Below are 21,575 nucleotides of genomic sequence, written 5' to 3'. Positions count from 1 at the left end.
GAGTGAGTTTTATTAATATTTGGCCGAGCTTTACAATAGACGAGCTACCGATGATAAAAGAAATCATTGAAGAAAACGGACAAACAATTGTTATAGATCATAACAATTATGACCTTATTATTGATAGTGTTTTTGGTCAAAGAACTATTAGTAATAACGATAGTATAAAGATATTTTTTACCGGTGAATCGGTTAGACCAAAGCTAGAAAATTATGATATATCTATAGGTTTTGATTATATAGATCATCCAAATTATATAAGAATACCTTTATATTATATGTATTGTACTAATGACATCAGTACTTGAATATAAACGCTCAAAATACAATCCGAACAAAACGTATTTTGCTTGTTTCTTAGTCTCTAACGGTATAGAAGATCCTGAGAACGACAGCTGCATAGCAAGAAATCGATTTTTTCATAAATTGTCGCTGTATAAAAAAGTAGTAAGCGGCAGTAAATATTTAAATACTGAATCTACAATTATACCAAAAGAAAAAACTCGTGAATGGTTATCTAAATGTAAATTTGTTATTGCTTTTGAAAATAAAACATCTGAGGGGTATGTTACTGCAAAACCTTTTCAAGCTTATTTAGCAGGAGCAGTACCTATTATATATTATGCAGATAAAAGTTATATAAAAGATGTAAACCCTAATTCAGTAATATTTGCTAAAGATTATTCAGAAGAAGATTTATATAATTATATTATTTCTGTTGATAAAGATGATGAAAAATATTATAAGATATATAATAATAAGATTGTACCGGCTTCAGAAAATAATTACCTCTATTAAATACAAATTAAAAACTATTTTTATAATATCAATTATAATTATTTGTTTATCATTGCTTTTTATATTTTTAAAAACTTATCAAATAGGTTCTTGCTCCACTTGAAGAAACGGTTATAATTTATCTATAACAGATTCAGGGGGAAAAAGATTTACCGGATTAGATGTAAAAAATAACCCTGCTCTTTTATCCTTTAATAACGGTTATACTGTACTTTGTCCTTCGGAAAATATAAATTATTATTCCGATAGCAAAATATTAAATCATACTTTAACGGCAGGTGAACTCGGTTGTTATTGTAACCATAGAGAAATTTGGCTTAAAATGGTTAAAGACAATATACCTTATGCCCTAATAATAGAAGATGATGCTATACTAAATGACGATTTCCGTAATAAATTTTTAACAATGCTTAAGCATTTACCTACCGACTGGGATTTAATTTATTTGTCCTTGTCACATTCTAAAAACAAAATATTTTATAATATTTACAATAATCCGTATTTAAAGAAGATAGGTCATGGTGGTTACTTTAATACAACTACAGGTTATTTGATACACTTAAAAGCTGCTCAAAAACTTCTTGAATATAGCAAAAACTTTACTTTAGAGATTGATAATGTACCAAGCTTTTATGCATAGCGAAGTGCAGTCCTATGTCACCTCGCCTTTTTTAATATATGCAACACTTAATTCTGAAGATTCAATTATATTTGAAATGGGAAGAGCACATTAAATAACGTAAATTTTACAACCTTAATAGAGGTTTTGTGGACATTTCTAAAAAGATTTAATTTTGGCTATTTTTTGCTGCAAAATAGCAAATCAACCTCTAAGCATGGTACTTCTTCTGTAGGATCAATATCAATAACTGTATCATCGTTTGTGCCTGAGGTAACCTTATTAAGCCAAGTAAGGGTAGTAGCGGTTTTCTTGGCAATATTCTTGCCTGCACTACTAATTGCCTTGCCGACATTGAAACCCGATATAACAGTTGTTAAAACATCTATTAAAGTTGCAAGACTTAAGAATTTTAAATCTTTAATAGACTCAAACATTATTAAAGGTACTATCGCTAGGGGCAATCTTGCCGTATCATTATAGTAAAACTTTTGAAAAAACACATCATTAGTTAATGTTTTGTTGGTGATATTTTCTATAACTTTATTGCCATAATATGTTGATACTAATATAAAGAAGCAAGACGCATGAATTTAACAGAAGTTGATGCATAAAACATTGGATCTTCATAAAATTCTAATGCTGGATTACGAAAATAAAAACAGATATAATCCAAAATCAGTGTGGCTATTGCCGAACATATAGCAGTACTCTTCCATCCATGATAGATACTAATTTCTGATTCAATATTGTTAAAATCTATATCTTGATTGGTAAGTTTATTATATATTGCCTGAAGTTTTATTTGCGTATTCTTATCTGTTTTGGAATGTTTATATAGTAACTGAAAATATGGTTTAATTTCTTCAGCTGTAAATTGCTTATGCTCAATTAAAGCCGGTACAATTTTATCATGCAAAAATTTAATTAATTTATTTTGCATAAAATTTGTAACTTTACTTTGTTCTGCTACTACTCCTGCAACTGTATACCATCGTAAAGCCCGTATATACAATTATACGATTAATAGTATTATTATTTAATAAATCAATAGGCTGCAACCCTAAATTAGCAGCATATCTAAAACAAATCGCAGTGGTATTTACGGCATCATTAGCAAAGCTTGGAGTATGATCAAATAAAAATTTAACATCTTCAGCATTGTCATTGTTATTTTCTAATGCTTGAAACATATTATTATTCATCTCTTTAGTTTGTCTATTTGATAAGACCGTACCGGGAAAGATAATAAAATTTGTAACATCGCAAGGTTAGTGGTCGGTAAAGCACATAATTCATACCAAGGATCCTTTTCGTCAATTACATATGAACGTAAAGCAATTACACCCACTATAAGAGAAACATAAGTAATTGCTATTTTACCTGAATGATTACTAACTAAAGCTAATTTTTCGGTTAACCAAAAAGCAATTTTGTGATCTTCATTATACTTATCACTAGCTTTTTCTATTCTAGTAAGACTTTGCTCTAATGAATTAAGATAATTTGCAAAATTTAAATGAGCTTTTTTTACTATATTAAACTCGTTTTCATACGAGGAAGGCGCATTTAAATTATTTGTAAGTAATATTGCTTTAGCTATATAGCGATATAAAAAATATTCTCTCGTCAGAGGATATGCCATAGCATCGATTTCTTTGGCTGCTTTAATCAAGTGTTCAGATTGATCTAAATTATTTTTTAAAAACACTTGGACTTTAGTAATTAGGGTACTAAAATCTAATGAATTTATATCCCCTATATCATCTAGCATAGCATCAATGATATTCTTGTTTTCTACTCCTATTAACTTCTGTAGAAAAATGATCTCAATTATTTAGCTCTTCAAAACAATGGCTCCATTGAGAATGATCAATATTATTATCTTGATACTTTCCGGTAGCAGCTACTTTACTTAACATTGTTTCTAAAGATTGAGTATAAATTAAACTTTGATCTAGTGTCAGTAGATCTTGAAAATTTTTATCACAGAACCATATTTTCCATACCTCACCTAAATTAAAACTAGCAAGTGCTGTAGTAGTTTTCCATAATCTTACGCCTAAATTTGATATATCATTATAATATTGTATTATTACTTCTAGTTTATTACTCATAATTTTAATTAAATAAATATTAAAAATATAAACATCTCTTAATATTTATTCAAATCTTTTATATATAATCATTTATAATCTTTAATTATTTTAACATTAAAGTCACACACGAGCAACCCCAGTTTATGATAAGAGAGAAGAGGATTGGGTTATAAAAGTTTTTAACCAAAAAAACAATAGTTGTGGACATAACATATCCTTTTTTATCTTCTATTGGCAACAGGATCTGATTAATGATATAAAAAATATCAGTACCTGAATAGTTTATATTATAATGAGAATACTAGTAACAGGAGCTAACGGCTTTATTGGATTATATATTACAATCGACCAGGAAAAATTCCCTACTGCAGAAGTGATATACTGTGATTTTAATATAGACCTAACACCACAAAGCTGGATAAATAGATTAAATAACATAGATATAGTTATTAATGTATCAGGTGTGTTAACGTCTAGTCATGCAATAATATTGGCAATGTTCATGTCAATGATCCAAAGGCTCTATTTAAGGCTTGCACCCTTACTAACGTACAAAGAATTATTCATATTTCAGCTCTTGGAATAGATAATGAAAAAAACACTGCTTATGCTTTAACTAAAAAAGCAGCTGAAGAATATGTACAAAAATTAGGAATATAGACTGGATAATTTTACAACCGTCTCTTGTTTACGCAAGCGGTTGTTATGGTGGTACCTCGCTATTTAAAGCTCTTGCAACATTACCGTATTTTATTCCTTTAATAGGTGATGGTTTACAACAATTTCAACCTATTCATATTGATGATTTAACGAAAGTAATTATTCACTGTATAGAAAGGGAAGGAAAAATCCACACATTATTAAAAATAGTCGGACCAGACATAGTGAACATGAAGGATATCTTGCTTGGATTCAGAAGATGGCTTGGAGTCATGGAAGACTAATAAAAATTCCTTTAATATTCATTAAAATAGCAGCTAAATTAGGGGATTGTCTAAAAATAGGACCCATTAATTCTACTGCGTATAATATGTTACTTCAACCTAATATTGCTGATAAAAAAGATTTTATCGATTTTACTTCTATAATCCCTAGAAACTTGCAACAAGGTTTTGCAACCGAACCTTTAACCGTACAATCCATATGGCACGCTAGGCTTTATTTTTTAAAACCTATACTAAAAATTGTCTTAGGACTATTTTGGATAATGATAGGAATTATTTCAAGCATTTTTGTTTATGATGCTAGTATGCAAATTATAATATCACTAGGATTTGATAAACAAATAGCACCTTACATATTATATGGAAGCTGCTTTACAGATATTATTCTTAGAATTCTACTAATTATCAAAAATAAAATAAATAGGATATGTAGTTTACAAATTTTATTAATACTAGCTTATACTCTACTATTAACATATCTTAAGCCAATATTGTGGCTAGATCCGCTTGGTCCGATATTTAAAAATATTCCAGTAATATTACTTACTTTAGTATTCATGGCAATAGAACGAGATAAATAATGGATTATCTTTTTATAAAAACTATGCATATTATTAGCTCTACCACTTTATTTGGTACTGCTTTTTTTTATGTGGTGGGCAAATAAAACCGGTGATTTGAATGCAACGGCATATGCAACTCGCACTACAATAGCTGATCTTCTTTTTACTACTCCAACTGTGATAATTCAACCGGTTAGCGGCATAATATTAGTAAATATGCTTGGCTATAATTATTTTGATTTATGGCTTACTTTAACTTATATCGGATACATAATCGCCGGTAGTTGTTGGCTTCTGGTGGTATGGATTCAAATTCCACTACGAAATATGGCACTTGAAGCATTAAAACCGCGAATTCCCCTACCGGAAAAATATTATAAATTATTTAAATTATGATTCTACCTAGGCTGGCCGGTATTTATCAGTTTGAGTATTATTTTTTTCTTAATGGTATTTAAACCGCTATAATACTAGTTTAGGATAAATTTTATACTAAATTAGTATTGTCCCGTGGTCAAGCCGGCGTTGTTGTGTGGATACCCACCCATCATTGCGAGCAGTCGTAGGTCTTGTTGCATGCTTGTTTATGTCATTCCCGCGTAGGCGGGAATCCAGTAAACATATAAAAAACTTGTGTTGTATATGTTTACTTTATCACATGTGTAACTTCTTACATCAATATTGAAGTTATTTTTCTGGATTCCCGCCTACGCGGGAATGACATAGAGAAGCAATAATATTTACGCCGGTATATCTGCAATAATTGGTTGTTTTTTGTTTGATTTTGTAGAAATGAGAGAGGTCATTATCGGTTTGACTAAGCCGTTAACTACCTCTTTTGTAATAGTAACACGCTGTTTTTTTAGCTCAGCAACTTTATACATACTATCAAGCAAAAGATGCTCAAGTATTGAACGAAGTCCTCTTGCTCCCGTCTTTTTAGCTAGAGCTTTTTCGGCAATAGTTTCTAAGGCTGAATAATCAATTACAAGCTCAGCATCATCAAGCTCAAATTGTTTCTGATATTGCTTTACTATGGCGTTCTTAGGCTTAGTTAAAATTGTAATTAAAGCTTCTTTGTCTAACTCATCTAAAGTAGTAACGATAGGTAATCTACCGATAAATTCAGGAATTAAACCGAATTTAGTTAAATCCTCAATCTCTAGGGATTTAAGAATCTCACTATTATTTTTCTCTTTATCTATATTTACGTTAGCTGTAAAGCCTATAGAACTATGATTAGTTCTTGAGGTTATAATGCTATCAATCCCCATAAAAGCACCACCACAAATAAATAAGATATTTGAAGTATCTAACTGTACGAAATCTTGTTGTGGGTGTTTCCTACCGCCTTGAGGAGGCACGGAAGCAACTGTTCCTTCCATAATTTTAAGTAATGCCTGCTGTACTCCTTCACCCGATACATCCCGTGTAATAGAAGGATTCTCCGATTTACGGGCAATTTTATCAACCTCGTCAATATAAATTATACCTTTTTGTGCTTTTGCTATATTAAACTCAGATGCTATCAATAAACGTAGTAATATATTCTCAACATCTTCACCGACATACCCGGCTTCCGTTAAAGAAGTAGCATCCGCCATAGTAAAAGGTACGTCTAAAATTTTAGCAAGCGTTTGAGCAAGTAAAGTTTTTCCTGAACCGGTAGGACCGATCAGTAAGATATTCGACTTATTAAGCTCAACGTCATTATTGCCGGATTGTAAATATTCAAGCCTCTTATAATGGTTATAAACAGCTACTGCTAAAATCTTTTTCGCTTGATCTTGCCCAACTACATAATCATTTAGAATGCCACATATTTTTTGCGGCGTTGGAATTGAAGAAGTAATTTGCTTTAAAGCAACTTTATTTTCTTCTTTCATAATATCTGTACATAAATCTATACATTCATCACAAATAAATACTGCAGGACCTGCTATCAGTTTTTTTACTTCATGTTGTTTTTTACTACAAAACGAACAAATCAATGCTTTTTTATCAGCTTCTACTACCATTAACTTTCTTTTTTATGTTTATTTTAACAATTCTTACTATAGTACTCTTGCGTATATATAATAATCTTTATGCTCATTTGCAACTATTTCGTATTTTTTAAGAATTCCTTCCCTAGCAAAACCGCACCTCTCAAGAAGATTAATTGAACGAAAATTATCAGTAATTACTGTTGCTTGTACTCTTATAATACCAATATAATCAGCAAATTTTAAAATATTCTTTATAGATTTTAACATCATACCTTGACCCCAAAAATTAGGATCTAGATCATAACTTATTTCTGCTCTATGATGCTCTAGATTTATTATATTAAAACCGGCAGTACCTATTAATTTATTATCGTCTTTAATGGCAATTCCCCAATAAAAACTTCTATGATTTTTATATAAACTAGACCAATAACGTATTTCCTCTCCAGCGTCTTCTAAGTCTTTAGGCCTATTGCTATCAGTTATATAAATAGCCATTTCCGGCTTACTCATATAATTAAAATAATCTTGTGCATCCTCCGCGGCTAACTCTCGTAAAACTATATCGTTTAAATCAAGCACAGGAAAAGGGGCATATAAATGTCCTCTATTTATCATATATACTAACTATTTTTCTGTATAATATAAATATTGCATATTCATATTATACAGAAGATTTTTAAATAATGAGTATACAAGGTGAACAATGGTTTCCACCTTGTATACAAATTTACTTCATATTATTTTATTATTAATTTTATGAGTATATATCTATAATTATACATACTTAATCGGGTCTTGTACATTATTCTTTTTAAAAGCATCAAGTCGTGCAATGCATGATAGACATTGACCACAAGATAAACCGTCTTCTGTTGGATCATAACATGATATTGTTTTACTATAATCTACTCCAAGCTCAAGCCCTTTTTTAATTATTTGCTCTTTGGTCATATTTATTAAAGGAGCATGGATAGTAATTTTTTCTCCATTTACTCCTACCCTAGTTGCTAAATTTGCCATTGCTTCAAAAGATTTTATATATTCAGGACGACAATCAGGATAGTTAGTATAATCATTAGTGTGTACCCCAATAAAAATATCTCTAGCTCCTATAACCTCAGCAACTCCTAGTGCGTAGCTTAAAAATATTGTATTACGTGCCGGTACATAAGTAACCGGTATGTCACTTGGTAATTGATCTGTGTTTTTAAATTTTGGTACATCTATATTATCATCAGTCAATGCAGAACCGATAAATGACCGCAAATCAATATTAATAACCCTATGTTGTTTTACATTATAATCTTTAATTAATCCTTGGATTTTTTGGACCTCCAGACTATTGCGTCTATGATAATTAAAACTTAGAGCATAAATTTCATAATCTGTTTTGCTCACTATCTCAAGAACCGTAGTAGAATCAGGTCCACCGCTTAATAAAATAACTGCTTTTTTTTTCATTGTTTTACCGATAAAGTTAATTTTTGAGATACTAAAGCATTTAAACTAATTTTTGCTCTAAGTGCTTCAAGTACTAAAGCTCGATGCACACGTTTATCTACTCTAACATTAAACTGTCCGCTATACTCTTTCCTAGACGGAGCTAAGGGGATAGATTGATTATGACTTATATAACGTTCTTTCATTAAAGTCCAAGCTTGTTGTAATTCTTGCAGTGCTTTTTCAGGCGAATTGCCAAAAGCTGATACATTCGGTAGCTCTTCAAACCTTGCTAGCCAATCTCCATCCGTATCTTTAAAAAGTTCTATAGTAAACCCATCAAATGTATCATTTGTTTTCATCTTCATTTCCTTTTGCAAAGTTTAAAAATGGTCGAACTTGATATTCTTTTTCCATATTTCCAAAAGTGTGAATAGATAACCTATTTCCTTTGGGCAAGTACCAAATCTGATGGCTACCTTTTTGTCTATCTTTAACCCAACCGCACTTAGTCATTAAAGTATGAATCAGAGAAACTGAATCCTTTAGGATTTTGTTTAGCTTTCTTTATTTATAAGTTTTATATACTGATTCATGTTGTAACTATATATAGTTATAATATATAAGTCAAATAATATATGTTCATACAATAAATATTCTTGACTAACTCCTTCTGATAATCTAAATTTATGTTGTTAATTTATGGCGGGTGTAGCTCAGTTGGTTAGAGCATCAGGTTGTGGTTCTGAGGGTCACGGGTTCGAATCCCGTCACTCGCCCCATATTTTGGAATTGTTGTGTGGTTACCAAATCATCATTGCGAAGAAAATTACAAAGTAATTGACGAAGCAATCCAGTAAAAAATGCTAAAATTAGTACTTTTCTGTTATTTTTCTGGATTGCCACGTCGCTTCGCTCCTTGCAATGACGATTTGACATCCATGCAACAACGCCTAGAGTCGCTCGCAATGACATTTTTTTCTTATGGATATCAAACTTTTATATAGACTAGCTAAATATCTAAGGTTCTATAAAAAAGATTTGATCATCGTTATGATCTCTTTACTTAGCGTATCAGCTTCATTATTACTAATCGGTAGTGTTTTTAGAAATTTAGTTGATAAAGGCTTGAGCAAAGACCATATTTCATCGGTTGATAAATCTATATTATATATTTGTTTATTAATTATCATCTTAAGTATTGCTAGTTTTTTTCGTTCATATTTTATCAATAATGTTGCTGAAAAGGCAGTTAATCAAATAAGAAAAGAAGCTTATAGTAATTTAATTAATTATGAAATTGAAGAGTTTGAAGAACTAAAAATCGGCGATATAATTTCACGCCTAACAAATGATATAGATCAAATATCTACTCTCATCGTTAATTTCTTATCTTTTTTTATTCGCAATTCGGTGATGCTAATTGGCAGCATTACATTAATGTTTTTTGAAAGCTTTAAACTCGCTTCTATAGTAATTATTACCATTCCTATCTTATTAATTCCTTTAATTAAATTCGGCAAGTATGTTAAGGTTTTATCTAAAAAAGCTCTAGAATCTAAGTCACTTTTAGCATCGGATATTGATGAAACTTTTAATAATATTAGAGCTATTTATGCTTTTAACCATCAAATAAACAAAATTGCCGATTTTGACACTAAATTACAAAACTATTTAATATACTGCAAAACCCGTTTAAAAATTCGTGCTTTATTCTTTGCGATTTCAATAGCCATTATATTTCTTGCGATTACTTTAGTCGTTTGGATCGGAGCTTCAGATATAGTGAAAGGTCATTTATCTGCGGGACAAATTATCTCGTTTATTTATTATGCGATTATCGCCGGAGTTAGCTGTGGCGGTATTTTTGAGCTACTAAGCGAAATGCATTTACCTGTTACAGCCCTTGAGAGAATAATTACAATTATAGATAAGACACCTATAGCACATAATAATTATTTAGAATTAAATAATTCCGATCCAATCTCGATAGAATTCAAAAATGTTGATTTTACCTATCATTCAAGACCTAATTTAAGGATTATTAATAATATGTCTTTGAAGATAAATGCCAATAAGTTTCTTGGTATTGTAGGTAGATCAGGTGCAGGAAAAAGTACTGTGATACAGTTACTGCTGCGTTTTTACCGGCAAGAAAACGGCACTATCCTTATTAACAATCAAGATATAACTCTTTTAAATCCTGCTGAAATTCGTAAATTAATTGCCTATGTTCCTCAAGAGGCTAGCATTTTTTCCGGCACTATAAAATCAAATATTATATTCGGTAATAATGAAGCAAGCGACGACGAAATAAATGAGATAATAAAAATTACAGGAATAGAAGAATTTGCTGCTAAACTTCATGACGGTATAAATGCTAAAATCGGTGAAAGAGGGGTTAGATTATCAGGAGGACAAAAACAAAGAATAGCTATTGCTAGAGCATTACTACGCATGCCGCAAATTTTGCTTCTTGATGAGGCAATGAGTGCTTTAGATACGATGAGCGAACAGAAATTACTAGAATCTATAAAAAAAATAATGAGAGGGAACATTATTATATCAATTGCCCATCGAATTAGTAGTATAGAATCAGCTGATTATATTTTAGTCATAGATAAAGGAGGAGTAGTCGCTGAAGGATCACATAATGATTTATCTAAAAACTCAGAAATTTATCGAAATATTTGCAGAGAGCAGTTAACAATATAAAGGGGTATGTCATTCCTGCGAAAGCAGGAATCCAGTCAACCTTAATGTCATACCACGACTTGAGCGTGGTATCTTAGGGCATAATCTGTGACACAAGATCCCGTGGTCAAGCCACGGTATGATACTGAACGCTTTTTACTGGATTCCCGCTTTCGCGGGAATGACAATAAAGTATATAATTGATATATTTGTTACAATAAAAGTTCCTTAGTATAAAAAATTTAAATGTTTAATATAATTTAGCTTGAAAGCTGCCGTAGCTTTGTTATAATCGCAATTACAAAACAAAAAAGGTTTACAAAATGAAAAATTTATTAAAGATTTTATTAATTCTAACTTTCGCGAGCTCAGTATTTGCTTCATCAATGCAAATGCCTGCCCCAGCTTCAGTTACAACAACCCAAATACAAGCTATGAGTACTGACGATCAACAAGCTTGGGTTGCTAGTTTAACAGCAGATCAGTATAATATGTTAAGTCCTGATGTCCAAAAGTGGGTAATGGAGAATACTACCGATACTCAAAAACAAGCTTTAGGAATTAATCAGTAATATTTTAACTAATTTTTAAAATTGATAGGGGACTGTTAACAAAATAATTTTAATTGATAATTAAAAAGAATTTTTAGCGAAAATTAATAAGAGTTTTGAAGGAATAGTGTGAATCCTATTTTAAAAAAGCATTATAATTTGCAGTAAAAATAAATTTAATTAGCTTTAAAATTTATTCTGTTAATAGTCCCAAATGTTAGGAATCATTATTATTAACATATATTACTAAAAGTTTCTGCTTGTACTTCCTTTCAGTCTTCCTGTTACCGTGTCATGTATATACTCCTGATAAATAAAAATTGCTAGACGAGCATAAGTATTCATTTATTCTTTCTTTAGTAAAACAATACACTAATTATTGTAAGCTATAAGAATATAGAAGGCTAATTTGTTGTGTGGCTTTGCTGCCATTCCTGCATCCTTATTTATGTCATTCCCGCAAAAATGTTGTTGCGTGGATCGGTTTTTCCATCATTGCGAGAAAATTTACAATAGTAAATTGATGAAGCAATCTTGGGAAGAATTCCTGAGATTGCCATGCTCACTAACGTTCGCTCGCAATGACGACTTGGTATCTATGCAACAATGCCTTGCAGGGATGACATCGCGCAAGGCTTTCGGCTTCAATAATACTTTGCTAAAATAACCTCAAACTAACAATTAATTATGAAATTAATTATTACCGTAATCATCATGGAAATACTCGCTGGAGCGGAAATAGATTTATTCATTCCAAGTTTTCCTGAAATACAAGATACATTCAACCTTTCAACTTTTATGACAGAGTTACTACTTGGTGTTAATCTAACTGCTTATTGTATTACTTCGCTTATAGTCGGTAATTTAGGAGATAGGTACGGACGCAGACCGATTATTATACTCGGTTTACTGATTTTTAATCTTGGTAGTTTATTTTGTGTATTTGCAAATAATTATGCAACTATATTATTTGGAAGATTTTTGCAAGGATGCGGGATATCATCGGTTGCAGTGCTAGTATATATTGTTCTTGCCGATATTTATTCGGTACAAGAACAGCAAAGATTCATGGGCATTTTAAACGGCACTATTGCCCTTTCTATGGCAATAGCACCGGTTATAGGTAGCTACGTCAATTTATTTTGGGGCTGGCGTGGCAATTTTGTTTTGTTGCTTATAATAGGTTTGATCAGCCTAATTCTTGGTATATTATTTATTCCAAAAAGAGAAGTTAATAAAAAAATACGTATTTCTTTAAAAGAATATATACCTATCTTCAAATCGCCAAAAGCTATATATTATATACTTACAATGATATTTCTTGCACAAGGATATTGGATATTTATTGGGATTGCTCCTATTTTATATATGCAAGATTTAGGTGTAACTTTAGAATATTTTGGACTTTATCAAGGAGCAATGGCAGCTCTATTCTCAATTATGAGCTTTTCAAGCGGTTATTGCTTTAAAAAATTCGGTATTAAAAATTGCTTCTATTTTGGAGTTATATTTATAATACTATTCCTACTAGGCAATAGCATATTAGTTGTATATAATATTAATAATCCTTTAACCATAACAATAGTTACTTTATTATTATCTCTTGGCGTGATATATCCGATTAACATATTATGGCCATTGCTTTTAGAAGCTATTCCGGACGGTAAAGCTCGTATGATGGCTATTTTCACTGTGGCTAGGTTGATTTTAACGGCATTTGGGCTGCAATTAGTAGGATTTTTATATAATGGTACTTTTACTCCTCTTGGCATTACTATATCCAGTGTTACACTATTTGGGTTAGTAACATTACCTAAATTATTTAAGTATGATAAAGTCTTTGAGATTTCTAGTAACGTGTAGATGTCTTTATGTCATCAATTGTGTCGTCATTGCGAGGAAAAACTGTAAGTGTTGACGAAACAATCTCAGGAATTTGTTATTATTTCATAAGACTGCCACGCAGCCTACGGCTGTTCACAATGACAAAAAAGCTGATTCACACAGGAATAACCTAGAAATGGATGTAAGAAAAAATAAACAAATGATCAATAACAATTTTATCTTCAAGATAGCTTTCAGATATTTTAGAGCTAAGAAAAACGAAAAGTTTGTTTCTATTATTTCTGCCTTTTCTTTAGTGGGCGTCATGATCGGCGTTGCAGCATTGATAGTAGTCATGTCCGTTATGAACGGTTTTCATATAGAGCTTACTAAAAATATTATCGGCTTAAATGGGGATATAGTGATAAATCGGCAAGGTGGTAGTATTGATAACTATGAAGAGATTAAAGCCAAACTCCTAAAACAAGATTATGTAAAACATGTAACATTCATTGCTCACGGTCAAGCTTTGGCTCTTGGTAAAAGTAATAATAGCGGTGTGCTTGTTAAAGGTATGAAATTAAAGGATCTAAGTGTAAGAAATGAAATTTTTAAAAATGTAAATTTTGGTAGTTTTGATAATTTTCACGGCAAAAACGTAATAGCACTCGGAGAACAATTAGCAAGCAATTTAGGCGTAACCGTTGGGGATAAGATTAGATTAATTTCACCGAATAATTCAGTTTCTACCACCTTTGGCAGTATGCCAAGATCAAAAGAATTTAAAGTTATAGCAATTTTCAATAGCGGTATGTATGATTATGATTTGACAACGATATTAATGCCGCTTACCGCAGCACAAAATTTCTTATCTCTCGGCAACGATATTAATTTAATCGAAATTAATAGTCTAGATCCCGATAAAGCTCTCACATATTCACATAAAATACAATCACTCTTAGGTCCAACCCTATATGTATTTAATTGGCAAACCTTAAATTCACAATTTTTAAGTGCTCTTGCTGTTGAGCGTACAGCTATGTTTACTATTCTATCTTTAATTATTACGGTTGCCGCATTTAATATTATTTCAAGCTTATTTATGCTTGTTAAAGATAAAACTTCAGATATTGCAATTCTTAGAACTATGGGAGCAAGCACTAAGCAAATAATGCTTATTTTTATCTATAACGGAATGTTTATAGGATTACTTGGCACAACACTAGGTGTAATCCTTGGTGTTACCTTTTCTTATAATATTCAAACTATCAAGAATTATTTGGAGCGTATAACCGGTACTAAAATTTTCGAGGCAGCTATTTATTTTCTTTATAGTTTACCTTCAAAAGTAAGAGCTGAGGATATTATTTTAATTACCTCTTTATCTATAATATTGTGTTTTCTTGCGACAATTTATCCTTCTTATAGAGCCTCAAAATTAAATCCCGTGGATGCCCTAAGATATGAATAATACAGTCCTCATTTTAAAAAATATCTCAAAACATTACAGCCAAGGCAAAATTATTGTTAGAGTACTAGATGATCTTAATCTAACGGTTAATGAAGGTGAATTAATCGCTATAATAGGTTCTTCAGGTAGCGGCAAATCAACTTTACTACATATTGCCGGCTTGCTTGATAAACCTACAAAAGGTCAAGTCATCATACCAAATAGCAAGTATCAAAAATATCATCTCATTCGTCTTCATTATTTAGGTTTTATCTATCAACAACATCACTTACTTAAAGATTTTACCGCTCTTGAAAATGTTATTATGCCAAGGCTTATTAGTGGTCTTGATCAAAAAGAAGCAATAGAAGATGCAACAAAGATATTAGATGATTTAGGGCTTGGGAAAAAACTCTATAATATGCCTGGAGAATTATCGGGAGGAGAAAAACAACGGGTCGCTATAGCTCGGAGCTTAATTAATAAGCCGAAAATTATTTTAGCAGATGAACCGACAGGTAATTTAGATCCCAAAACTACAAATGAAGTATTTAATTTATTTTTAAAAGTAGCAAGAGCACAAAATACCGCAATTATTATGGTAACACATAACCATGAATTAGCACATAAAATGGATAAATTATATAAGCTAAAGCACAGATTATTAAATATAGCTTGATTTAAAGCTCAAAAATTCTAATAATTATATGTAGGTTCTGTGAAGATTTCTAAAAAGATTTAATTTTGGCTCTTTTTTGCTGCAAATTATAAGATTTTTTTGAAATATGAATAACTATTCCTTCAAAAACCTTACAATTTTTGCTAAAAAATATCTTAAAATAGCAAATCAATTAGAAATTTTCACAGAACCCAATATTCTTTTAATAAAGGTTAGTAATGGCTGAGCCTATTATATTTACTCTTTTACTTGGAGATGAAGATCGGATATTAGAGACAATAAACAAGCAGGAAACTCAAAATAAACTGCCTATTATCCGGCTAGAAGTTAATAAAGCATCACATATATCCGATAAAGAACGTATTTTTTCGGAGATCTTACAAGAATCCCACAAAAAGGGCAAAACACCGATTTTTAATATTCAACTTAATAACAATAATATACAACCCATTTTTACGGTACAAGATTTAATTAATTTACAAAATTTAAATATAAAAACTACTATTACTTTTGATCAATATAATTCATTACCCCAAAATTCTGAACTAGAAGCTTATTGGAAGCAAATTATGAAAAAAGTTGATCATGTTTTTTTTACAAATGAAGCAGATCAAAATTTATCTATAGCCGATGGTATAGTACCAAAAGATAAAGCCATTACAATTACGGATATAAGTTTAGTAACATCTGTTTTTAACAATCTTGTATCTGATCGTAAAATTGATCAATTACTTTCCGGTACAATACCTGATAAAGAAAAGCTAGATAAAATAATAAAAAACGCTAAAAATCAAGGCGGTAGAGTGATTATAGAAACTTGGCCTCTTTCTGCAGACGAAGCAACAAATCTTATCACTGCTAAATTCGGTATTACCTCTGAAGATCAAATTTACGGATTGAAACTCGAAATTAATGAAATCTTAAAAGATGCAAATAATGCTGCTGAAAACTTAAAAAAATATGTATCACAAATATCTAGGCAATTTCAAAAAGATTTAAGTAAAACTGAGGTAAATCCTATTGACTTTAAGTTTATTAATACAAAGAAAGTTATGAATGATAGACCTAAGGATATACAAGTAGAACAAACAATATCATATGAACCTCCAAAAGCAAACCAACCACAACCGCAAGGTTTTTTTAAAAGAATTTTTAACTATTTTAAAGATATAATCACTAGTTTTAAAGAAGCAATATTCGGCAAAAAAGAAGAACCTAAAACTCACGAATCAACAACTCCAACTACGGAAGCAAAGCCGACAATAACAGAAGAACCACTAACCACTGTTGCATCTTCTATAAATCCACCGCAACAGCAAGCTCCCGCTAATAATCAAAAACCATGGGAAAAATTAGGAATTCCACAGGAAATGTATAAGGAATCTCTAAAAGCAGGACAACAATTAGCCACACCAGTAATAGAGCCAAAACAGCAGATACCTGAAAAAAAATCATCACTGGTTATAAATACTGAAGATCAAGTTGGTGTTTATAATACAGGAAATATAAAACAACCTACTTATTTATACACTGAAGATGATATAAAAAATATATTGGAAGCAAATATAGATAAGAATATGTTCTCTATATTTCATCATGCCTCTTTAGAAGAGCCGGAAATACTAAAAGATACTCTTCGTGTTACAGTAGAGGATTTAATACTAGATAATAAGCCTGCAATTATACCACTAAATACAGGACATAAACATTGGTTACTCTTAATGGCTAGTAAAGATGATAAAGGTAATATAAACTTTATGTATAATGATCCCTATGGTGAGCCATTGGAATCTCGACCAAAAGTAACAGAATATATTACCGAAATTTATCCCGATGCAAAAATAACAGACCTAAATACCAAGCAACAAGAAAATGTATATGATTGCGGAGTGTTCGTATGCGATAGTGCGATCAAACTCTCTAAAGGGCAAAAAATTCTAACTACTGAAGAATCTAAAGACCAAGGTATAAATTTAAGGAAAGCTCAAGCTAATACATTATTAATACAGCAACAAGCAATAGCGATTGGACACGAATCACGCAAGACATCATCTACAAATAACAAATTTCACAATCTTATTAACAGCCGAAAAACACAAGATACTGAAAGGAGTCGTTGATAACAAAAAAACATTAGGCAAAATCTATAATTACTAATATAATTACTTATAGTTAATTTATATTTTAACAAAGAATGACTACCATACTTGTGATCGTTATTATAATAATGATCGCCTTATCTGCTTTATTTGCCGCTACCGAAACTGCTATTACCGCTTCTTCCCCAGGGAAGATTCATAAGCTTAAAATCGCCGGTAATAAGCGTGCTAAAACAATTTTAGAGGTTCTTAAAAAAAAAGAAAAGGTCATAGGAACTTTATTAATAGGTAATAGTTTAATCAATACTGTTTGTACCACTATTGCTACTACTCTCTTTATTAGCTTTCTTGGAGATAATGGACCCATTGTTGCTTCCGGCGTTATGGCTTTTATAATTATTGTTTTTGCCGAAGTAGTACCGAAAGCAATAGCCGTTGCTAAACCTGAACAATTAGCATTAAAAATGGCTTCAACTATTGTAATATTTTTAAAGCTTTTCAAACCTATTAATATTGCTCTTGATTACATTACAAAAATATTTTGCTTCATATTTCGTATTAATTTAAATCCTCAAATATCAGGAACGGAAGAAGTAAGAGGCGTGATTGAGCATTACCATCAAGAAGGCGGAGTTTATAAATCTGATCGTAATATGCTCGGCGGGATATTAGATATACGTAATATGACGGTATCGGAAATTATGACTCACAGAAGTAGTATTATAGCCCTTAATATCGACCTACCTCATGAAGTGATAATTAAAACTTTATTATCGGGTGCTCATACACGTATACCTTTGTGGCAAGATAATAGAGATAATATAATAGGGATTCTCAATCTAAAAGATTTGCTTAAAGCATTATACGAAAATAATAATGATGCAAAAAAAGTTGATATTAATAAACTTCTAACCCCACCTTGGTTTATCCCTGAGAATGCACTTGTAGTAGACCAGCTACATGCATTTAGAGAACGTAATAATCATTTTGCTTGTGTTGTAGATGAGTATGGTACTCTACTAGGTATTATTACTCTTGAAGATGTTATAGAAGAAATCGTAGGACCCATTACTGATGAACATGATAGACTTAATAATGAAATTATCAAGAAGTCTAATACCGAGTTCATTATAAAAGGAACTACGACTATTAGAGATATTAACCGAGAACTTGATTGGAATTTATCGGATGAAGATGCAAACACTATAGCAGGATTAATAATCCATAAAATTGCTAGAATTCCAAATCAAGGGGAAGTAATTGAAATATTTAATTTAAAGGTAATTATTTTAAAGAAAATTGCCAATAAGATTGATAGCGTAAAAATTACCGTATTACCTACTACCGAGGCAACAATAAGCAGTGAGTGAAATCGGTAATTTTTTACTACTAACAACGATGTACTTGTCGGTTATCGGTTTGTCTTTTGTCTTTTATGTCATTCCTGCGAAAGCGGGAATCCATAAAAAATCTCTACTTTATAGACTGGATTGCCGCTTTCGCGGGAATGACAACTACCTCATTACTTGCCCCTTCTACATAGCTGCCTCATGTACTATACTTGCCTTTTTTACCCTAGTCTATGCTTTTATTATCTCTGACTTTTCACTACAAAATGTTTTCTTAAATTCCAGTACTTTAAAACCTTTAATATATAAAATAGCCGGTAGTTGGTCGAGCCACGAAGGCTCAATGTTATTATGGTTTTGTTTATTACAAATCGTTAGTTGCTGTTATATATTTTTACTTGAAGATAACCGTCTTAAATTTTTATCTATTATTATTCTATCAGCCATACAATTATTTTTTAGCAGCTTTATTTACTTTACCTCCAATCCTTTTAACGTGTTTTCTTTCGTTCCTAAAGAAGGGTTAGGCTTAAACCCGATGCTACAAGATATTGCTTTGAGCATCCATCCTCCTCTGCTTTATTTAGGCTATGTTAGCTATGTAGTACCGTTTACTATTGTTTGTGCCTCTATGTCATTCTCATACCCACTTATGTCATTCCCGCGAAAGCGGGAATCCATTAATGACATAAGACTGCTCAAAACATTTTCCAATATCGGTATCTTATTTACTACCATAGGAATTAGCCTTGGTTCTTGGTGGGCATATAGAGAACTCGGCTGGGGCGGATTTTGGTTTTTTGATCCGGTAGAAAATATTTCACTATTTCCTTGGTTATCCGGAATTATGCTCCATCATTCTATAATTGTAACAACAAAAACCAGACGTATGCAAAACTGGACAGTAATTTTATCCATCATTACTTTTTTATTAGTAATATTTAGTGCTTTTTTAGTACGTTCCGGTTTTATTACCTCAATTCACTCTTTTGCATTCTCACCTGAGAGAGGAATATACTTGCTTGGAATATTTTTGATTATGGGGATTGGTAGTATTGGGTGGTATACTACCACATCATTGCGAGGAAATGCATTAACATTGACGAAGCAATCTCAGGAAGCTAACCGAGATTGCCACAGCCACTTTCGTGGCTTCGCAATGACGCATTGTGGAAACTCCATACTCCTCGGTAATATATTCCTCCTTCTTAGCCTTATTGTGCTAATAGCTGCCACACTTTATCCACCAATTTACTCTTTATTCGACGATAAATCTATTATTATTAGTGAAACATTTTTTATTAATAATTTTATTATATTCGTTATCCCTATTCTTGGTACCATAGGATTATTTACTACCAGAAGCTCTATTAAAAAACATATTATAATTCTAATATTATCTCTAATAATTACTTATTTAATATCATTAAAAGTAACATTTAGTGTTATATCGATTTTAACTATAATCGCATCTATATTTCTTATGCTTCATAATATTCATTATCTTTTGGTTAAAACTAATTATTGTAGAAATAGACTTAAAGCAAGTAACGCTAGTATGATCCTTGGGCATTTCGGTTTTGCACTAATTAGTTTTAGTATTACTATGAATACATTATTACAAAGTGAAATGGATTTTACCGGCAGAGTAGGAACAAGTAAAACATTTAACGAATTTAAAGTAACATTGCAAAATATTAAGTTTGCTCAAGGTAAAAATTATTATAGACAAATCGCTGAATTTTGGCTTGAGGATAATAGCCGTAATATAACTATATTAAAGCCGGAAAATAGACTTTATATAGTTGAAAAGAGTTTATCGCAAGAAAGTGATATATACTCTTACTTATTATATGATCTTTACGCAGTTTTAAGTAATATAGACGGCGATATAATCCATGCTAAAATATATTACAAGCCAACGATAAGCTTTATTTGGCTTGGAATTATTCTTACCGCGTCCGGTTTTTTTATTGCACTAATCAGAAAAAATTCTAGCTAATTTGAACCATCACATTTAAGGTTTAAAATTTTAATACTATTCGGATGATCAGCACCGAATTGTTCTATCTGATTATTACGGAATTTTTCATACCAAAATTTCTTAGGTAAAGTACAACTAGCTTTAGCGGCTGCAAAATACATATTACTTATTTCATACACATTTTTCATATTTTTCTTTATAATTATTCCAATATATATTTTCAGCAGTAGCATAAGTATCTACCGCCTCCTCATTTTGATTAAGTAACACTAGTGCATCCCCTTCAGCAACAAACGTTTTTGCCAAATCTATATCCGGTGATATAATAATCTCTTTGTTAGGTCTAGTTGGATCATTAAGAAAAATTGCTTTAGCTTTTTTATTCTAGAGCTTCGGTAACATCACCTAAACCTAGTTTTGCTCTTGATTTTTGGGTAAAAATTCGTCCAAATACTTGATTTTCCTCTTTTTTTTTACTCGACTTATTCATA

26 protein-coding genes and 1 tRNA gene are annotated in these 21,575 nt (G+C 31.2%); 15 read left to right on the top strand and 12 right to left on the bottom strand.

Features of this window, described 5'->3' with window-relative positions; translation table 11 throughout:
• Nucleotides 1-17: 17 nt before the first annotated feature.
• The 3 genes from RSIB_RS09015 (at nucleotide 18) to RSIB_RS09915 (ending at nucleotide 1,438) form a co-directional block, all read left to right on the top strand.
• Nucleotides 18-308 (top strand): hypothetical protein, encoded by a 291-nt coding sequence (locus RSIB_RS09015; RefSeq protein ID WP_026053117.1) that lies wholly within the window; start codon nucleotides 18-20, stop codon nucleotides 306-308.
• Entirely contained in the window at nucleotides 292-798 is a 507-nt protein-coding gene (locus tag RSIB_RS09010) for a glycosyltransferase family 10 domain-containing protein (protein WP_004997683.1), read from the top strand. The genes RSIB_RS09015 and RSIB_RS09010 overlap by 17 nt, the downstream gene beginning before the upstream one ends.
• A gap of 124 nt (nucleotides 799-922) precedes the next feature.
• The gene (locus RSIB_RS09915; protein WP_340139618.1) at nucleotides 923-1,438 is read left to right on the top strand and encodes a glycosyltransferase family 25 protein; all 516 of its coding nucleotides are present in this window, start codon (nucleotides 923-925) and stop codon (nucleotides 1,436-1,438) included.
• Between the two features lie 158 nt (nucleotides 1,439-1,596).
• Here the strand turns inward: RSIB_RS09915 and RSIB_RS01415 are convergent, their stop codons facing one another.
• The 5 genes from RSIB_RS01415 to RSIB_RS07025 form a co-directional block, all read right to left on the bottom strand.
• Nucleotides 1,597-1,920, bottom strand: coding sequence for a hypothetical protein (locus RSIB_RS01415; protein WP_237737635.1), 324 nt, complete (start codon nucleotides 1,918-1,920; stop codon nucleotides 1,597-1,599).
• Between the two features lie 62 nt (nucleotides 1,921-1,982).
• Nucleotides 1,983-2,360 (bottom strand): hypothetical protein, encoded by a 378-nt coding sequence (locus tag RSIB_RS01420; RefSeq protein ID WP_004997680.1) that lies wholly within the window; start codon nucleotides 2,358-2,360, stop codon nucleotides 1,983-1,985.
• A 13-nt stretch (nucleotides 2,361-2,373) separates the two neighbouring features.
• Nucleotides 2,374-2,610 carry a hypothetical protein gene (locus RSIB_RS09005; RefSeq protein ID WP_162009632.1) on the bottom strand — a complete coding sequence of 79 codons (237 nt, stop codon included), beginning with the start codon at nucleotides 2,608-2,610 and terminating at the stop codon, nucleotides 2,374-2,376.
• A gap of 8 nt (nucleotides 2,611-2,618) precedes the next feature.
• The gene (locus RSIB_RS01425) at nucleotides 2,619-3,191 is read right to left on the bottom strand and encodes a hypothetical protein (protein WP_004997679.1); all 573 of its coding nucleotides are present in this window, start codon (nucleotides 3,189-3,191) and stop codon (nucleotides 2,619-2,621) included.
• A 55-nt stretch (nucleotides 3,192-3,246) separates the two neighbouring features.
• A complete protein-coding gene (locus RSIB_RS07025) occupies nucleotides 3,247-3,534 on the bottom strand; it encodes a hypothetical protein (RefSeq protein WP_016728319.1) in 288 nt (95 codons plus the stop codon).
• Nucleotides 3,535-3,808: 274 nt separating this feature from the next.
• Here RSIB_RS07025 and RSIB_RS09000 point away from each other — a divergent pair, with 274 nt between their 5' ends.
• The 3 genes from RSIB_RS09000 (at nucleotide 3,809) to RSIB_RS01435 (ending at nucleotide 5,419) form a co-directional block, all read left to right on the top strand.
• On the top strand, nucleotides 3,809-4,102 hold the full coding sequence (locus RSIB_RS09000; RefSeq protein ID WP_004997677.1) for a Rossmann-fold NAD(P)-binding domain-containing protein: 294 nt from the start codon (nucleotides 3,809-3,811) through the stop codon (nucleotides 4,100-4,102).
• Nucleotides 4,103-4,435: 333 nt separating this feature from the next.
• Nucleotides 4,436-5,041 (top strand): oxidoreductase, encoded by a 606-nt coding sequence (locus RSIB_RS08995; RefSeq protein ID WP_004997676.1) that lies wholly within the window; start codon nucleotides 4,436-4,438, stop codon nucleotides 5,039-5,041.
• Between the two features lie 51 nt (nucleotides 5,042-5,092).
• Nucleotides 5,093-5,419, top strand: coding sequence for a DUF2269 domain-containing protein (locus tag RSIB_RS01435; protein ID WP_231287690.1), 327 nt, complete (start codon nucleotides 5,093-5,095; stop codon nucleotides 5,417-5,419).
• A gap of 344 nt (nucleotides 5,420-5,763) precedes the next feature.
• Here the strand turns inward: RSIB_RS01435 and clpX are convergent, their stop codons facing one another.
• The 5 genes from clpX to RSIB_RS08115 form a co-directional block, all read right to left on the bottom strand.
• Entirely contained in the window at nucleotides 5,764-7,041 is a 1,278-nt protein-coding gene (gene clpX / locus RSIB_RS01440) for an ATP-dependent Clp protease ATP-binding subunit ClpX (protein ID WP_004997674.1), read from the bottom strand.
• A 36-nt stretch (nucleotides 7,042-7,077) separates the two neighbouring features.
• Entirely contained in the window at nucleotides 7,078-7,629 is a 552-nt protein-coding gene (locus tag RSIB_RS01445) for a GNAT family N-acetyltransferase (protein ID WP_004997670.1), read from the bottom strand.
• Between the two features lie 159 nt (nucleotides 7,630-7,788).
• Nucleotides 7,789-8,475, bottom strand: a complete 687-nt coding sequence (gene queC / locus RSIB_RS01450) for a 7-cyano-7-deazaguanine synthase QueC (protein WP_004997661.1) — start codon at nucleotides 8,473-8,475, stop codon at nucleotides 7,789-7,791.
• Entirely contained in the window at nucleotides 8,472-8,816 is a 345-nt protein-coding gene (locus tag RSIB_RS01455; RefSeq protein ID WP_004997651.1) for a type II toxin-antitoxin system HicB family antitoxin, read from the bottom strand. The genes queC and RSIB_RS01455 overlap by 4 nt, the downstream gene beginning before the upstream one ends.
• Nucleotides 8,803-8,970 (bottom strand): type II toxin-antitoxin system HicA family toxin, encoded by a 168-nt coding sequence (locus RSIB_RS08115; protein ID WP_004997648.1) that lies wholly within the window; start codon nucleotides 8,968-8,970, stop codon nucleotides 8,803-8,805. The genes RSIB_RS01455 and RSIB_RS08115 overlap by 14 nt, the downstream gene beginning before the upstream one ends.
• Before the next feature lie 189 nt (nucleotides 8,971-9,159).
• On the opposite strand from RSIB_RS08115, the gene RSIB_RS06380 reads away from it, so the two are divergent.
• The 9 genes from RSIB_RS06380 to RSIB_RS01495 all read left to right on the top strand — a co-directional run bounded on the left by RSIB_RS06380 (nucleotide 9,160) and on the right by RSIB_RS01495 (nucleotide 21,102).
• Nucleotides 9,160-9,236: transfer RNA gene (locus tag RSIB_RS06380), tRNA-His, on the top strand.
• A gap of 202 nt (nucleotides 9,237-9,438) precedes the next feature.
• Entirely contained in the window at nucleotides 9,439-11,169 is a 1,731-nt protein-coding gene (locus tag RSIB_RS01460) for an ABC transporter ATP-binding protein (protein ID WP_004997645.1), read from the top strand.
• A gap of 302 nt (nucleotides 11,170-11,471) precedes the next feature.
• Complete coding sequence (locus tag RSIB_RS01465) at nucleotides 11,472-11,720, top strand: DUF2673 domain-containing protein (RefSeq protein WP_004997643.1); 249 nt, start codon at nucleotides 11,472-11,474, stop codon at nucleotides 11,718-11,720.
• A 666-nt stretch (nucleotides 11,721-12,386) separates the two neighbouring features.
• A complete protein-coding gene (locus RSIB_RS01470) occupies nucleotides 12,387-13,562 on the top strand; it encodes a multidrug effflux MFS transporter (RefSeq protein ID WP_004997641.1) in 1,176 nt (391 codons plus the stop codon).
• 181 nt (nucleotides 13,563-13,743) lie between these two features.
• Complete coding sequence (locus RSIB_RS01475) at nucleotides 13,744-14,994, top strand: lipoprotein-releasing ABC transporter permease subunit (RefSeq protein WP_014419919.1); 1,251 nt, start codon at nucleotides 13,744-13,746, stop codon at nucleotides 14,992-14,994.
• Nucleotides 14,987-15,652 (top strand): ABC transporter ATP-binding protein, encoded by a 666-nt coding sequence (locus RSIB_RS01480; RefSeq protein WP_004997636.1) that lies wholly within the window; start codon nucleotides 14,987-14,989, stop codon nucleotides 15,650-15,652. The genes RSIB_RS01475 and RSIB_RS01480 overlap by 8 nt, the downstream gene beginning before the upstream one ends.
• A 218-nt stretch (nucleotides 15,653-15,870) precedes the next feature.
• Nucleotides 15,871-17,772 (top strand): Ulp1 family isopeptidase, encoded by a 1,902-nt coding sequence (locus RSIB_RS01485; RefSeq protein ID WP_004997633.1) that lies wholly within the window; start codon nucleotides 15,871-15,873, stop codon nucleotides 17,770-17,772.
• Between the two features lie 74 nt (nucleotides 17,773-17,846).
• Nucleotides 17,847-19,121 (top strand): HlyC/CorC family transporter, encoded by a 1,275-nt coding sequence (locus RSIB_RS01490; RefSeq protein ID WP_004997632.1) that lies wholly within the window; start codon nucleotides 17,847-17,849, stop codon nucleotides 19,119-19,121.
• Nucleotides 19,114-21,102 (top strand): heme lyase CcmF/NrfE family subunit, encoded by a 1,989-nt coding sequence (locus RSIB_RS01495; protein WP_081440483.1) that lies wholly within the window; start codon nucleotides 19,114-19,116, stop codon nucleotides 21,100-21,102. The genes RSIB_RS01490 and RSIB_RS01495 overlap by 8 nt, the downstream gene beginning before the upstream one ends.
• On the opposite strand, the gene RSIB_RS09205 is transcribed toward RSIB_RS01495, so the two are convergent.
• Nucleotides 21,099-21,272, bottom strand: coding sequence for a hypothetical protein (locus RSIB_RS09205; RefSeq protein WP_016728323.1), 174 nt, complete (start codon nucleotides 21,270-21,272; stop codon nucleotides 21,099-21,101). The genes RSIB_RS01495 and RSIB_RS09205 overlap by 4 nt on opposite strands.
• Nucleotides 21,256-21,390 (bottom strand): hypothetical protein, encoded by a 135-nt coding sequence (locus RSIB_RS10255; protein ID WP_004997620.1) that lies wholly within the window; start codon nucleotides 21,388-21,390, stop codon nucleotides 21,256-21,258. Before RSIB_RS10255 ends, RSIB_RS09205 begins: the two co-directional genes overlap by 17 nt.
• Nucleotides 21,391-21,575 lie beyond the last annotated feature (185 nt).

The sequence above is a fragment of the Rickettsia sibirica 246 genome (assembly GCF_000166935.1).
GTDB classification, from domain to species: Bacteria; Pseudomonadota; Alphaproteobacteria; order Rickettsiales; family Rickettsiaceae; genus Rickettsia; species Rickettsia rickettsii.
Note: the sequence above shows the minus strand (reverse complement) of the source record. Positions and strands in the feature narration are given on the sequence as shown.

Coding starts and splice junctions, on each gene's coding strand:
- RSIB_RS09010 (WP_004997683.1), top strand. CDS start 292: ATGACATCAGTACTTGAATATAAACGCTCAAAATACAATCCGAACAAA.
- RSIB_RS01420 (WP_004997680.1), bottom strand. CDS start 2,360: ATGCAAAATAAATTAATTAAATTTTTGCATGATAAAATTGTACCGGCT.
- RSIB_RS09005 (WP_162009632.1), bottom strand. CDS start 2,610: ATGTTTCAAGCATTAGAAAATAACAATGACAATGCTGAAGATGTTAAA.
- RSIB_RS01425 (WP_004997679.1), bottom strand. CDS start 3,191: ATGCTAGATGATATAGGGGATATAAATTCATTAGATTTTAGTACCCTA.
- RSIB_RS07025 (WP_016728319.1), bottom strand. CDS start 3,534: ATGAGTAATAAACTAGAAGTAATAATACAATATTATAATGATATATCA.
- RSIB_RS09000 (WP_004997677.1), top strand. CDS start 3,809: ATGAGAATACTAGTAACAGGAGCTAACGGCTTTATTGGATTATATATT.
- RSIB_RS08995 (WP_004997676.1), top strand. CDS start 4,436: ATGGCTTGGAGTCATGGAAGACTAATAAAAATTCCTTTAATATTCATT.
- clpX (WP_004997674.1), bottom strand. CDS start 7,041: ATGGTAGTAGAAGCTGATAAAAAAGCATTGATTTGTTCGTTTTGTAGT.
- RSIB_RS01445 (WP_004997670.1), bottom strand. CDS start 7,629: ATGATAAATAGAGGACATTTATATGCCCCTTTTCCTGTGCTTGATTTA.
- queC (WP_004997661.1), bottom strand. CDS start 8,475: ATGAAAAAAAAAGCAGTTATTTTATTAAGCGGTGGACCTGATTCTACT.
- RSIB_RS01455 (WP_004997651.1), bottom strand. CDS start 8,816: ATGAAAACAAATGATACATTTGATGGGTTTACTATAGAACTTTTTAAA.
- RSIB_RS08115 (WP_004997648.1), bottom strand. CDS start 8,970: ATGACTAAGTGCGGTTGGGTTAAAGATAGACAAAAAGGTAGCCATCAG.
- RSIB_RS01460 (WP_004997645.1), top strand. CDS start 9,439: ATGGATATCAAACTTTTATATAGACTAGCTAAATATCTAAGGTTCTAT.
- RSIB_RS01465 (WP_004997643.1), top strand. CDS start 11,472: ATGAAAAATTTATTAAAGATTTTATTAATTCTAACTTTCGCGAGCTCA.
- RSIB_RS01470 (WP_004997641.1), top strand. CDS start 12,387: ATGAAATTAATTATTACCGTAATCATCATGGAAATACTCGCTGGAGCG.
- RSIB_RS01475 (WP_014419919.1), top strand. CDS start 13,744: ATGATCAATAACAATTTTATCTTCAAGATAGCTTTCAGATATTTTAGA.
- RSIB_RS01480 (WP_004997636.1), top strand. CDS start 14,987: ATGAATAATACAGTCCTCATTTTAAAAAATATCTCAAAACATTACAGC.
- RSIB_RS01485 (WP_004997633.1), top strand. CDS start 15,871: ATGGCTGAGCCTATTATATTTACTCTTTTACTTGGAGATGAAGATCGG.
- RSIB_RS01490 (WP_004997632.1), top strand. CDS start 17,847: ATGACTACCATACTTGTGATCGTTATTATAATAATGATCGCCTTATCT.
- RSIB_RS09205 (WP_016728323.1), bottom strand. CDS start 21,272: ATGAAAAATGTGTATGAAATAAGTAATATGTATTTTGCAGCCGCTAAA.